Source organism: Bacillus cereus group sp. BfR-BA-01311 (assembly GCF_022664295.1).
In the GTDB taxonomy this organism is placed as follows: domain Bacteria; phylum Bacillota; class Bacilli; order Bacillales; family Bacillaceae_G; genus Bacillus_A; species Bacillus_A cereus.
The window spans coordinates 291,513-304,753 of the sequence record NZ_JAKUHC010000006.1 but is presented as its reverse complement, the minus strand read 5'-3'; the positions used below and the strand labels follow the sequence as shown (position 1 = coordinate 304,753).

The following is a 13,241-nucleotide window of genomic DNA, read 5'->3' as shown; positions in this document are numbered from 1 at the left end:
AATGATTGTCCTTTTCTTGCCATAAAAAAATCCCCTCCAGATAAAACAGTATTGAGTCCATCATATCAGATGGACTCTTTTTTTACTGTCTACCTATAGGGGATAATACCAGTTACACAAAATCGTAACCAGCTCTCCTTTTACTAATCTATATAGCTACGCCTGAATATTTGCATAATCTTCCATATCTTCGTACTCTTTTTCCAATTCCTCTAAAGACAGCTCGTATAATTGTCGGTCGCGAATCTTAAACACACCTGCTCCAATTAACTCATCAATTAAATGCCTCTTACGATTTTCAACAGCAAAACGGAGTTGACTACTCATCTTTTAAAAAACTCCTTTCTACGATCATTGAAAATGATAATCTTTATCAATTACCACTTTTGATTATAAAAGATGACTCTTTATAAGTAAAGTAATTTCATGAAATATTTACCTTGCAAAGTATTTGTGGCCACATTATATATATGTATGCCGTGCGAAAAATGTTATGACACTTTTTCTTATCCTTTTTCTTTCATACTTTGCAAGTTGTCTCATCGTGATGAAATTCACCATCTATTTCTACTTGAATGGTGACATGTTCTACATGAAACTTTTCCTTTAATACATACGTAGCCTCTTTTAATACACTTTGCGTTTCATTCACTTTAATAATAAGATGACATGTTAATACTTGAAAATCTGATGTGACAGACCATATGTGCAAATCATGAACTTCTTTGACAATCGGAATATTTAATAACGTACTTTTTACCTCTTCAACATTTATGTGCTGTGGTGCACCTTCCATTAATATATGAACCGTATCACGTGTTACACGCCATCCACTAATAATGACTAAAATAGACACAAGAATACTAGCAATCGCATCTGCAGCAGTCCATCCGAAAAATTTAATAAGTAACGCAGCAATGATCGCTCCGACGGAACCCAATAGATCGCCTAGTACGTGCAGGAAAGCACTTCTTAAATTCAAATTACCTTTCACATCTCCGCCTCTCATTAATATCCAAGCTGATAAAATATTAATAAGCAGACCAAGGACTGCAATAATGAGCATCCCATTACTAGCAATCTCAACTGGTTCTTTAAAACGACGGATTGCTTCAATAAAAATGTATACCGAAATGACAATAAGAACGACACCGTTACATAATGCTGCTAACATTTCGACTCGCTTATACCCGTATGTTTTCGCAGTTGTTGCTGTTTTTTCTCCGAGCTTAAACGCAAGTAAACTTAAAGCTAAAGATACTGCATCACTTAGCATATGCCCCGCGTCAGATAGTAGTGCTAAGCTATTTGTTACAAATCCACCAACAACTTCTGCAATCATAAAACTTGTTGTTAGTAGGAAGGCAATTAGTAATGCCTTTTTATTTTTTGAATGACCATGATCATGCGAATGTCCCATACTTATACTCCTTTAAGTACAATATCTGTATGTTAGTATGAAACAAACTCCCCATCTTTATCCCGAATCAACTGATTGTAAACGCCCGCTTCCTCTGTATACACACTTCGCTACTTTTTAGACAATCCCTTTTTCTCAAATAAAAACAAGACTACTTCTTTTTTATTTTCATATTGTTTACTAATGAAAGACTTTTTAAGGAGGTTACTAAAATGAAACGTTTATTTCTCTGTATGGAACGTGAACTTGTTGTAGTGAAAGAACAATATGATAACTATGAAACGACTTACCACTTACAAAATATGCAACCTACCTGTATCGCTGTTGATCCGTTCCGCCCAAACCGTGTATATTGCGGAACATTCGGACGAGGTCTATGGTTAAGCGACGATAGCGGGGATTCATGGAGACCAATTGGAGATTCTTATCGTTACTTTGATTTCCCTAAAGAAGATGGTATTTTACACTCCTCTATCACTTCCATAACAATAAGCTCAAATGAACAAGTGAACGGATATGGGGTCGTTTATGTCGGCACAGAACCGAGCGCTTTATTTCGCTCTGAAAATGGTGGTGAAACGTGGACTGAACTTAAAAATATGAAATCATTATTATCTTCTTATACGTGGGCTTTCCCGCCTAGACCTTTTACCCATCACGTACGCTGGATTACAGTTGATCCAAACAACCCTAATACAATACACGTTTCAATCGAAGCTGGTGCTGTTATTCAAAGTAATGATAAAGGGCATACATGGATTGATAAAAAATTCGGTGCTCCTATCGATGCTCATCAATTACTTATGCACCCTGAAGCACCAAATCGTCTTTATGCATCATGTGGTGACGGATTTATGGGCGGACCTGATCGTGCTTATCTTGAAAGTTATAACAATGGAAACAGCTGGATCTCATGTAGTGAAGGACTTGAACATCATTATTTATACAGCATGGCAATTGATCCAGCTGATTGCAATACGATTCTCGTTTCAGCTGCACCGAGTGCTGATCTGGCTCATCACCGTATCCCTTATGAATCTTATATTTATCGAAAAACGAAAGATACTCCGTTCCAGCAAGTACAACAAGGACTACCGTCTGCAATCGGTACAGTCATTTCGATGTTTGCTACAAACGAAGCCGAACCACATACGTTCTACACGTTAAATAACAATGGCGTCTTTCAATCCAATGATAGCGGCGAATCATGGGAACAACTAAACATTCCGTGGAAAGATGAATATAAAACGCAGCATCCGCATGCACTACTCGTTACTAGTTCTTAACGAAAAAGAGACTGCCTAAATGGTTTTAGGCAGTCTCTCTTTTATTTCTTTAAATCAATGACGATATCATCTAACACAATATCTTTACTCTTCGCTTCTTTTTTCGGCACTTCTATTTTCTTCTCTTTCCCATTCACATACTCTACTCCACCATGATTTTCAGGTGTATGTACTCGCAAGTGCACACGAGGTGTAACGATAAGCTTTGTTGCATTTTCGTTTAGTTTTTGGAAGGTGGCACTCCAATGGATATTGTAAGGATCGTTGCCACTTCCCCCATTTCCTTCACCCGAATAAATATTCCCTAAATCATCCTTAACCGTCAATTCAACATCTACACTATCCCATTCTTTCCTCGCGACCTTAGAAACCTCTTGATTGTAATAAAGAATAAATGAAACTGGCGATATTGCGACCTTTTCCATATTTGCTTTTATACCTTCTTTTTCTGAAATCCCACCAATTGTTCTCTCTTTACTATCCACTGATTTTACAGTTAAGGCGAAATTCCAATTACCTTGTATTGATTTTTTCCTATCTGGCATCTCTATTCTCTCTATATTCCATCTAAAGTTTACTTTGTCCTTTTTATTGCTATCATGATGCGTCGTTGTTACCATACCTACATACTTTTTTTCATTAACTTTAGTCATTTTACCACTGCCTGAACTACCATGAGCGTCCATTATATCCAATCCCCCTAATATGATAGGATCCTCCCCTAAGTCCTGCTCACTTTCCAGTGAATACGTTATAGATAATGTTCTGCCATCAGAAATTACATCATTAATTGTAACCTTAACTCCACTACTCTCTCTCGTCATATTCAACTCAGTCGAAAATTCTTTATAATTTTCATATAACCCTGTTCTACCATTATCTAAAAATCGGAATATGTCCCCTACAATTGGCAATCCCCCCGCATATGTAGGAAATCCGATACCGAGTGTTGCAACTGATAATCCTACTAAAATAGATGCAGCAGCCACACCTTTTTTCCAACTTTTCATCTTTTTCTTCGTACGTATCGATTGTTTTACATTTCGTTTTACTTTTTCCTTTTCAATTTCAGAAGCCTCAATTTCTTCTAGTTCTTTTTCGTCTATATCAATATCATTTAATAGTTCATAAATGTCTTTCATATTGCACTACCTCCAAAACTAATATTCGTAGCATTTTGTTGTAGTTTCTTTTTCCCCCGGTACACTCGATTATCAATTGCTGCCCGAGTTAATCCTAACTTGTCACCTATTTCCTCTGTCTTCATACCAAATAAATATTTCATAATGAACACCTTTTGATCTAGCGGTTCTAATTGATTAATGAGCTTCAATAATTCTTCCCTATCTTCCATAACGATTAATTCGTCTTCTGCTGATTTTTCTGTACTAATATGAAACTCATCTGAAATGATTTCTACCGTTTTAGTCGATTTCCGGTAATAATCAATTGCTTTAAACTTTGCAATCGCTGCAATCCACTTTTTAAAATCACTCGGCTCTCCATGAAATTTATTTGCGTTATTCCAAATGGAAAGAAATATATCGTTTATACATTCCTCTATGAGTCCATCATTTTGAATGGGAAGTAGAACTTTATGCGTGATCCCCTTTATGAGTGGTAAGTATGTATCGACAACAAATTCTAACGCGTCTTCTTTTTGCCGCTGTAATCTTTTTATAAAATTTTTCTCATTTGATTTCATGTAGCGATTCCCCTTATTGTTTTGTAAAAGCTTTTACACCCTATATAACGTCTGAGAAAATTTTTTCTCTCATCTTTTTATTTTTTGTATGTAATGGAATACTTTCCCTTAGCCATTGTCTCACATAACTATGCGTTCAAAGAAAATTTTCTCAAGTCTGTAATTTAATTCATGTAGTACACTATTTATATAGTCACTTTTTAACTTAGTGTACATTTTATTTCGTTAATCTACTATTTTAATTTAGGAGATGAGATGTGTATGTGTGGAATTACAGGTTGGGTAGATTGGAAGGAAGACCTTTCAAATCAACATGTTATTTTAAAAAAGATGGCAAATAGTATTGAGCATCGTGGTCCAGATGCTGAAGGATTTTGGTTTTCACCTCATGCGGCCTTTGCACACCGGCGTTTAATTGTAATTGATCCAGAAGGCGGGACACAGCCGAAGACATTCCGTGCTGGTGATTATACGTATGCTCTTACCTATAATGGAGAAATTTATAATTTCCGTGAACTTAAAGAGCAGCTTCAAAAATGTGGGCATGCATTTGAAACCCATTCAGATACAGAAGTATTACTACATGCTTATTTAGAATGGAAAGAAGACTGCGTGCGATATTTAAACGGAATTTTCGCTTTTGCCTTATGGGATGATCAGAAGCAACAATTGTTTTTAGCACGAGATCATTTAGGTGTAAAACCACTCTTTTTTACAGAAAGAAATGACAGTATTATTTTCGGCTCTGAAATTAAAGCATTATTAGCGCATCCATCTGTCCCTGCTGAACTTGATGCGGGTGGAATAAATGAAATATTTGGATTAGGCTTATTTCGCACTCCAGGATGTGGCGTCTTTAAACATATTCAAGAAGTACGTGCTGGACATTCTATAACATTTACACGTCATAAAAAAGTAGTTACGAAGTATTGGAATTTAGAAAGTAAGTTCCATACAGACTCTATAGAAGATACATCTTCGCATATTTTATCTATTTTACAAGATACAGTAAAAAGACAATTAATTGCCGATGTTCCTCTCGTTTGTATGTTATCAGGCGGATTAGACTCTAGCGGTATTACTGCACTTGCGGGTAAAGAATTTGCTGCGGAAAATAAAACACTTCATACGTATTCCGTTGACTTTGTAAATAGTGCAAAAGATTTCGAGCTGACATTTGCTCGCACTGGTTTAGACGCTCCTTGGGTAAAACGCGTTTCTGAACATGTAGGGACAGCGCATCATGATATTATTGTGAATGCTGAAGAATTAGCAAATCACTTATTCGTTCCCCTTCATGCGAAAGATTTACCGAGTGCTGGTGAAATGGAAACTTCACTATATTTACTATTTTGCGAAATGAAAAAAGATGCGACCGTAGCTTTATCCGGTGAATCGGCTGATGAAGTATTCGGTGGATACCCTTGGTTTCATCAAGAAGAATTACTATATGTAGATAAGTTTCCTTGGCTAACAAATTGGAAAAATACATCTCCTCTTCTACTAAATGAAGTAAGTAACCAATGTAATCTAGAAAACTATATTGATACACGATTCCAAGAAGCGATACTTGAAGTACCTACTCTTGAAGGGGAAAGTAAAAAATCCGCGAAACAACGCCAAATGTTTTATTTATTTTTAACACGATTCCTTCCTTTCTTACTTGACCGTAAAGATCGTATGAGTATGGCTGTTGGATTTGAAGTTCGTGTACCGTTTTGCGATTATAGATTAGTTGAATATTTATGGAATGTTCCTTTCAACATAAAAAGTATTGATAATATTGAAAAAGGCATTTTACGTAGAGCACTACAACCAGCTTTACCTGACGATGTACGTAATAGAAGAAAAAGCGCTTATCCAACTTCACAAGATCCACACTACTTACAAACAATCCGTAATTTAACACTTGATATGTGTAGCAATAAAAACAATCCTATTTTCTCACTTATTAACCATTCCATCTTACTTTCAATTGCTGATCAAAGTAATAAAGAGATTAACAATTTTGAAGCAAGAAGTGCCATGGAGTATATGCTACAAGTAAATGAATGGTTAAAAACATATCACATCCATATTGCTTAACAAAAAGGAGTTCAAGGATAAAAACCTTGAACTCCTTTTATATTAATTAGCACATTGTTTATTATCAGTATCAATAGACCATCCAATAATCGTGGCACAGTCTCTACCTTTCCACTGCAGTACATTTGTTAATACGGGCTCAATCTGCAAGCTATTTCCGTCGTGTAATATTTCTACTAAAGATTGATCATCATCAAACCTTCGTTTGTCACACTCTAAAATACCGTCCGTTGCCATTACAATGTGATTCATTCCTTTTTCTAATCCTCTTACACCTGACGTAAAGCAAGGTGTATTTGCTGCAAAAATATTTTTCCTGCCAATATATTCGTAATTCTTCCGTTTATTTAATCGTCCTTTTCCATTTTTCGTTTTCTCAGAATGGAATAAATACGCGAAACAATCACCAACTGATAACCAATATAAAAATTCGCCTTTTCGTAAACAAATTAAGCAAGCGAGTTCCTCATCATCTTGATCACACTTTTTAATAAATAACTCATCTGTAAATAACGCTAATAAGTACATATGTGTATGATGGAAAGCTAAATGTATTGGATATGAGAATAACTCTTTTAGTTTTTCTTTTCTTTCCGAAATCGCTTCTATTATATAATCTATATTTTTTGTTTTGTGATGTGTATCAAAAATCATAACAAATTCAAATTGTAATTCAGGATCCCACCAAGCCAGCACCGCATCTCCTCGTTCATATGCATCACTCTCTTGATTTCCCCCATATACGCCGACTGAAAGAGGACCACATTTTTCAACATGTATTTCATCTACATACATCTGTTCATGACTAATCCATTTGAATGTATTCACAGCTATCATCCTCTCTCTTGCTAAATGTATACCTTTACACATAGATTACCTTATATTTCAATAAAAATAAACTTTTTCAACATTTTTTATCCAAATAAAAGGGTTTTATTTCTGAAATCACGAATATATCTCACTATACGATATAAAAAGGAGATTTATTATTATGTACAACATTAATCAACATTGGGAGAGCATTTATTATCACTTACGATACGAATACGAGGACAACCTTTCCCACCAAGCAATTCGTATTTTACAAATCGTTTCTCGTGAGAAAGATATAACAATTGGAAAAGTCGCTACTGAGCTTAGTCTTTCTCATAACACAGCATCTGAACATATAAAACGCCTTATTCAAAAGGGTTTCATCGTTAAAGAGAGAAATAAAAAAGATGAAAGAGTGGTAAACCTTACATTAACAATTGAAGGAATTGAAGTATTAGAAAAACATACTTTACTAGATAAAGAAAAGATAAAAATATTAGAATCACAGTTATCAACAGAAGAACAACAATTAATTGAAAAAGCATTTTCCTTATTAGCGAAGGAGGCAAAATATGCATTTCCTCGTTAAAATAATCGTTTCGGCACTTATTATCGGCGTTATCACTGAAGTCGCTAAACATTACAGTACGATAGGTGGCTTTATTGCTGCCCTTCCTCTCGTGAGTTTACTTAGTTTATTTTGGATTTCATTCGAAGGCGGAAATAAACAAGAATTGAGTCAATTTGCTTTAGGGGTATTATATGGATTCCCCGCATCAGCACTACTATTATTTATTGTCTATATTGGTTTAAAAAATTCATTTACACTTAGTACATCTGTCCTACTTGGTATAGGTGTTTGGTGTATCGTTTTTGCTTGTCAAAAATTATTTCAAGCTTAGGAGGAATTAACATTCATAAATTTGTAGAAATAATGGGGCAAAATATAGAAGTACATATAAAAGGAGATGGTAAACAAACTGTAGTCATTCAAACCGGAATGACTTGCTCATTTTATGATTGGTTTCCTATTATAGAAAAGCTTTCAGAGCACTTTACAGTTGTTTCATACCATCGCCCAGGTTACGGAAAAAGTGATTTAGGCAATCAGCCGCGTACAATAAGGCAAGTTACAAAAGAGCTACATATGTTACTAAACAAACTAGCTATTCAAGAACCATTTATTCTAATCGGTCATTCCTATGGAGGATTATGTGCACAACATTTTGCGATGTTACATGAAGATAAGCTGCAAGCACTTATTTTAGTTGATTCTACTTCGATGAACTTACACCGTTTAGATGAACTTCATTTACCAATTTCTGATCAAACTGATTCTGATGATGTTTGGTTTCAAAAATATAATATATATTCCAAAATGGATGTAGACACACTTTATAATGAACTAAAACCTATTCTCACCGATCAATCAAAACAGCAAATTGAATTCTCTACCTCGCCTTTATTATATAAAGCGACAGCTTCTGAACTATCGGCGTGGAAAAACTGTGCTCTCTCACTAAAAGAGCTATGTAAAACATTAGAAATACCATTAATCGTTATCGGTAGAGATCCTCAATATTCTATTACTCAATTGACTAATGGTGGCATACCAAAAGAGGAAGCAACACAACTTGAAGCAATGTGGCAAGAACTAATTCACGAACAATTACACCTCTCAACTAACAGCCAATATATTCTTGCCGAACATGCTAGTCACGGTATAGAAAATGATCGACCAGATATTATTATTGAGGCGATTCATTTCTTACAAATAAAAAAAGGAAGCAACTAAAGCTGCTTCCTTACTTATCTATTCATAATCTTCTTCATCATCGATTTCTTCGTAATATGAACTTCCATTACTTACATATATAGGGCCATTCGCAACATCAATACGTAGTACCCACGCCCATGGCACAGCTAAACGTTTATGTATCGCTCGCCAAAAGCTCATTGATTTTCTTTCGTACTCCTGGAACTCCTGAAGTAACTCTTTGTAGGAGGAACCGTCTAACTGAATATTTGCTTCTAACAAACGAGAATGGGCATAGTACTGTAACTCTAGTTCAGCAGCAATTTCCATTTCTTCTTCCGTTGCCATACCAATGATTGTTCCATCTTCTGGTGCAATTTCATATACGTTTTGAACTTCAATAAGCCCTTCTTTCTCTTTCTCAAACATGTAAACAGCCTCCTTTAACATATATTTTTTATGTTACAAAGTCATACTTCTACAATAACTTCTCTCTTTCCTCTTTTTTTGATAAACTTTTACAAAATATTTAACCGATGACCTGTTTTCTCTATTCTTTCAGCAGAAATGAAACGATTTTTATCAAAATTTAATTTATACACATCAGGCATATGAAGTGTTTTCCAAAACTCCAAATCATATTTCGAATTAAAATAATTCATTAGTAATACCATAATATTTCCATGCGTACCTATTACAATATTCTTACCTTCATATTTTTTTAATATATTTTGTATACATATTACAGCGCGCCTTTGTGCGATATCATTCGATTCTCCACCTTCGTATGCAAAACCCCAATCTTCCCACACATTCTGCATAGCATCATTAAAATTTGATACCGGCTCTGTGCTCAATAATCTTTCACGCAAATCTTCTTCTGTTTGTATTGATAATTTATATGTATTCGCAATTCCTTGTACAGTTTGGATTGCTCTTTTGTACGGACTAGAAATAACAACATCAATATGTTTATCTTTTAATAAATGTGTTACATTTTCTGCATCACAGTGCCCTTTTTCAGATAAAGGTCGTTCCCGTTCTTCTTTTGTATATGTAGAATGGGCATGGCGAACGAAATATATTGTTGTCATTTTTTAACCTCCAATCTTATTTTCCATCTATATTCAATAATAAGATTGGAAAATCCTGTATTACAAAAGAGCACTTTTCATAAGTGCCCCTTTGTTTACATAATAAAATTATTTCATTATAATTTATTTCTGAATTCCTCACTTATGACAATATCTCGAATAAAGTAATCCATATTACTTAGAAGTTTTTCAAATGCTTTTTCACTCAAATTGTTCATCATAAAGACAATCTCAATCTTATTCCCTTTTTTATCAGTACCATAGAAACTATTTGTTAATACAAATGCCGTAGAACCACCTTTCTGTCCAGCAAATTCGAATATACCCTCTCCTACGGTTCCTTTAAATATATTCTCAACCTCACCTTGCATTTGTGGTGTAAAATAATTTCTGCTATTTATCTTTTCCAATAAACTCATGTAATCCTTCGCATTTGCACCTATAAACCGATCTGACCAAATACGCTGAAAATCCATATCGGCTTTTAACGATATCTCGCGTTTTGTCCATTCTTTCTCGTCTTTCATCCATTCATGTATTTGCCATACATGCTTAACATATTCATCATTAGACATATTACGTAGCTTGTCCAATGCTTTATTTTGAGGAATATGCAGTTCTTTTTCAACATAGCCCCTCATATATAATGCCCCTGTATACGTTGGATAAAATTCATCGTGACTATTTAAGCCTAACTCTTTCAAACTTTCATTTATCCGCGCTGCTCCAAGCTTGTCCAATAAATATGATGCATTCGCATTCGAACTATAATGGATCATTCCTTTCACTACTTCTTCTAAAGAAGTTTGACCACCCTTCACTAACTTTTTACCTTTTACATCATCTAGCCATGCAGGGTGTGCACCACCATCAGTATTTTTCACATAGTATTTTTCTAATTCTTTCAATGAAATTTTCTCGTCTTTTCTTATTTTCCCTTCAGCTACTTGCTTAGCATATTCAATTGCTATAACGATTTTCGACATACTTGCTAGCGGTAATTTTTCTTTTTCATTTATTGATGTCAATGTTTCACCATTTCTTTTAACAATTAAAGAAGTTGTTTTATCATCCTTATGTTCTTTTATGTAATTTAGCACATAATTAGAGTCTTCTTTGGAATTGACATATTCCTTCACTGAAAAGAAAGCTATACAGCCTACTATAGTAATTCCAGCTATAATTCCAACAACTTTTAATCCCCTCATGATACTCCCCCTAAAATAAACATATTATATATTATACTAAATAAATTTCCCTTTTTAAGTAATAATTAGATTATTTATACAAAAATACTTCTTTTCTTAAACAACAAAAAAACATGCCTTCATTAGGAAAGCACGTTTTGTGATATTCTTCACATTGTTTAGTTAAAAAATAAATGTTTACTTACCATGATGTAACATTAAATCACTAAGTTCTTCTTCAATGTGATTTAATTTCGCAACGCCTTCTTTCCATTTATGAATATAACGTGAAACCCCAACGAAAAACAAAACAATAATTGTGGAAAGAATAATACCATATACGATTGCTACAGTACTCATAGTTACACTTCCTTATAATTAGTAATGTGGTTATTAGTTATATTTTTATTATAAACCTTTTTCTTTTAAAATACTTCGATTTCAACTTTTTGTAACAAAATTGATTTTTCTAACATTTCGTTCGTGAAAATGGCATATTTTTCACAAATTATACAAAACTTCACCATATGTACTATTACCATATGAGTTATATTATTAAATAGAATAAAGGGGATGATATACTATGACGACTTGGTTTATTGTAATGTTAGTTGTATTTGGAGCATTTAAAATTATCGTTTCTAGCCTTCCTAACACTGTTATTGAATCCATTATTAGCAAGTACGAAACACATCCACAACTTGAAGAAGAGAATGTGACTATTACAATTCACGGAAATAACGTAGAAGGCGAACAGAAATCAAAAATTATTCATGATTTTAACGAAGGTTTATTTTTAGATCGCTATTATGCACCACCACACAATGAGGGTACGCCTTTAATTATCAATGCAAAACGTGGCAAAAAAGATTTCACATTTTATATTTATAGTCACGAGGAGCATGTTGATGTTGTAAAACAATATAAAAAGAAGGTAGTTGCTTATAGTTTACGCTCTAAAAACCTTCAAAATAGTGATATGTTCGTGTCAGCTGACTTAGCTTAATACTCATATATTTGAAAAAGGAATCCACGAAATATGGATTCCTTTTTTCTCATTTACTGAAAAATAAGCTCTGTCTTCAAACTATCTTTCGGTAACAACCAGCCTTTTTTCTCTAAACTCGCCATTAATAATTCCCTTTGTTTTGTCGCAATACTTTCTTCATTTGTTTTAAATGACACTTCTATTACGAAGTCATCTTCTAATTTTCCTGTATTACTTAATGGCCAAATTTCAATATTTGCTTTTATGTTTTCAAACTCTCCTGTATATCGTTTCATTAATACAGGACCGTAAATACGGGAATTCTTTAACATCTCTTCTCCCCAATTTGTATACAACCACTTGTTCATTTTCCCTGGTAATTTTTCTATTAACATGTTTTGAGCAGCTTGTTTATTTGGTAAATCAAGTATTCCATATCCTTTAGCACTGTAACTTTTCTTATTTGAAATGCTTAATGTTTTCTTCTCAAATCCCCAATCTATTTCCGCCTCATAACTATCCGTATTACTATCGAATCCTTCTTTTTTAGCTACTTCTAGTGCATCTTGAATTACACCATTTGGAATAGGATATCTTTTTTTATATGTTAGTTCAAAATCTTTACTAAATTCTTTCTTTCGAATTCTAGCAAACCAACCTTCCTCGCTTAAACTTTTATTCGCAGTATCTAAAAATTGCACTTGTATTCTTTCATATTTTGTACCAGCCTGGAAATGTTCTAACACCTCTTGCTTCATCTCTTTGTTATCACCTAATACTTGTTCTGGCTTCAATAATAACTTCACTTCAAAACTAGGTTTCATTGGACTAGCAGCAAACCCTTCCTTAACGTTATAAAGGAAACAACAAAAGAAAATGCTTACGAATACAAATACTTTTTTCATAT

Annotated in this window: 17 protein-coding genes; 6 read left to right on the top strand and 11 right to left on the bottom strand. The window is 34.0% G+C overall.

What is annotated here, in order from left to right; translation table 11 throughout:
* Positions 1-156: 156 nt before the first annotated feature.
* Positions 157-327, bottom strand: coding sequence for a Fur-regulated basic protein FbpA (gene fbpA, locus MR136_RS17195; protein WP_000098302.1), 171 nt, complete (start codon positions 325-327; stop codon positions 157-159).
* A 193-nt stretch (positions 328-520) separates the two neighbouring features.
* On the bottom strand, positions 521-1,420 hold the full coding sequence (locus tag MR136_RS17190) for a cation diffusion facilitator family transporter (protein WP_017672955.1): 900 nt from the start codon (positions 1,418-1,420) through the stop codon (positions 521-523).
* Positions 1,421-1,632: 212 nt separating this feature from the next.
* Here MR136_RS17190 and MR136_RS17185 point away from each other — a divergent pair, with 212 nt between their 5' ends.
* Complete coding sequence (locus MR136_RS17185; protein ID WP_000825323.1) at positions 1,633-2,706, top strand: WD40/YVTN/BNR-like repeat-containing protein; 1,074 nt, start codon at positions 1,633-1,635, stop codon at positions 2,704-2,706.
* A gap of 41 nt (positions 2,707-2,747) precedes the next feature.
* Here the strand turns inward: MR136_RS17185 and MR136_RS17180 are convergent, their stop codons facing one another.
* Together MR136_RS17180 and MR136_RS17175 are read right to left on the bottom strand one after the other, a co-directional pair.
* Positions 2,748-3,848 (bottom strand): DUF4179 domain-containing protein, encoded by a 1,101-nt coding sequence (locus MR136_RS17180; RefSeq protein WP_061457012.1) that lies wholly within the window; start codon positions 3,846-3,848, stop codon positions 2,748-2,750.
* Positions 3,845-4,411: a sigma-70 family RNA polymerase sigma factor gene (locus MR136_RS17175; RefSeq protein ID WP_053564809.1), complete on the bottom strand. Its 567-nt coding sequence runs from the start codon at positions 4,409-4,411 to the stop codon at positions 3,845-3,847. The genes MR136_RS17180 and MR136_RS17175 overlap by 4 nt, the downstream gene beginning before the upstream one ends.
* A gap of 261 nt (positions 4,412-4,672) precedes the next feature.
* On the opposite strand from MR136_RS17175, the gene asnB reads away from it, so the two are divergent.
* Entirely contained in the window at positions 4,673-6,496 is a 1,824-nt protein-coding gene (gene asnB, locus MR136_RS17170; RefSeq protein WP_061457011.1) for an asparagine synthase (glutamine-hydrolyzing), read from the top strand.
* 42 nt (positions 6,497-6,538) lie between these two features.
* Here the strand turns inward: asnB and MR136_RS17165 are convergent, their stop codons facing one another.
* Positions 6,539-7,366 (bottom strand): PP2C family serine/threonine-protein phosphatase, encoded by an 828-nt coding sequence (locus MR136_RS17165; RefSeq protein ID WP_002040904.1) that lies wholly within the window; start codon positions 7,364-7,366, stop codon positions 6,539-6,541.
* A gap of 121 nt (positions 7,367-7,487) precedes the next feature.
* Here MR136_RS17165 and MR136_RS17160 point away from each other — a divergent pair, with 121 nt between their 5' ends.
* The 3 genes from MR136_RS17160 to MR136_RS17150 are packed head-to-tail and all read left to right on the top strand — an operon-like array spanning position 7,488 to position 9,104.
* Positions 7,488-7,898 carry a MarR family winged helix-turn-helix transcriptional regulator gene (locus MR136_RS17160; RefSeq protein WP_000282376.1) on the top strand — a complete coding sequence of 137 codons (411 nt, stop codon included), beginning with the start codon at positions 7,488-7,490 and terminating at the stop codon, positions 7,896-7,898.
* The gene (locus tag MR136_RS17155; RefSeq protein ID WP_000545608.1) at positions 7,882-8,211 is read left to right on the top strand and encodes a DUF3147 family protein; all 330 of its coding nucleotides are present in this window, start codon (positions 7,882-7,884) and stop codon (positions 8,209-8,211) included. Before MR136_RS17160 ends, MR136_RS17155 begins: the two co-directional genes overlap by 17 nt.
* On the top strand, positions 8,172-9,104 hold the full coding sequence (locus tag MR136_RS17150; RefSeq protein WP_016124360.1) for an alpha/beta fold hydrolase: 933 nt from the start codon (positions 8,172-8,174) through the stop codon (positions 9,102-9,104). Before MR136_RS17155 ends, MR136_RS17150 begins: the two co-directional genes overlap by 40 nt.
* A gap of 18 nt (positions 9,105-9,122) precedes the next feature.
* Here MR136_RS17150 and MR136_RS17145 read toward each other — a convergent pair whose 3' ends face one another.
* The 5 genes from MR136_RS17145 to MR136_RS17125 form a co-directional block, all read right to left on the bottom strand.
* Positions 9,123-9,494, bottom strand: coding sequence for a hypothetical protein (locus tag MR136_RS17145; RefSeq protein ID WP_000461779.1), 372 nt, complete (start codon positions 9,492-9,494; stop codon positions 9,123-9,125).
* An 89-nt stretch (positions 9,495-9,583) separates the two neighbouring features.
* The gene (locus MR136_RS17140) at positions 9,584-10,159 is read right to left on the bottom strand and encodes a histidine phosphatase family protein (RefSeq protein WP_017672958.1); all 576 of its coding nucleotides are present in this window, start codon (positions 10,157-10,159) and stop codon (positions 9,584-9,586) included.
* Between the two features lie 116 nt (positions 10,160-10,275).
* A complete protein-coding gene (locus MR136_RS17135; protein ID WP_016124358.1) occupies positions 10,276-11,367 on the bottom strand; it encodes a serine hydrolase in 1,092 nt (363 codons plus the stop codon).
* Between the two features lie 177 nt (positions 11,368-11,544).
* Positions 11,545-11,706, bottom strand: a complete 162-nt coding sequence (locus MR136_RS17130; protein WP_000108701.1) for a hypothetical protein — start codon at positions 11,704-11,706, stop codon at positions 11,545-11,547.
* A 65-nt stretch (positions 11,707-11,771) separates the two neighbouring features.
* Positions 11,772-11,888, bottom strand: a complete 117-nt coding sequence (locus MR136_RS17125) for a hypothetical protein (protein ID WP_001987133.1) — start codon at positions 11,886-11,888, stop codon at positions 11,772-11,774.
* A 41-nt stretch (positions 11,889-11,929) separates the two neighbouring features.
* Here MR136_RS17125 and MR136_RS17120 point away from each other — a divergent pair, with 41 nt between their 5' ends.
* Complete coding sequence (locus MR136_RS17120; protein ID WP_000214603.1) at positions 11,930-12,352, top strand: YfmQ family protein; 423 nt, start codon at positions 11,930-11,932, stop codon at positions 12,350-12,352.
* 53 nt (positions 12,353-12,405) lie between these two features.
* Here the strand turns inward: MR136_RS17120 and MR136_RS17115 are convergent, their stop codons facing one another.
* Complete coding sequence (locus MR136_RS17115; RefSeq protein ID WP_000755315.1) at positions 12,406-13,239, bottom strand: hypothetical protein; 834 nt, start codon at positions 13,237-13,239, stop codon at positions 12,406-12,408.
* Positions 13,240-13,241 lie beyond the last annotated feature (2 nt).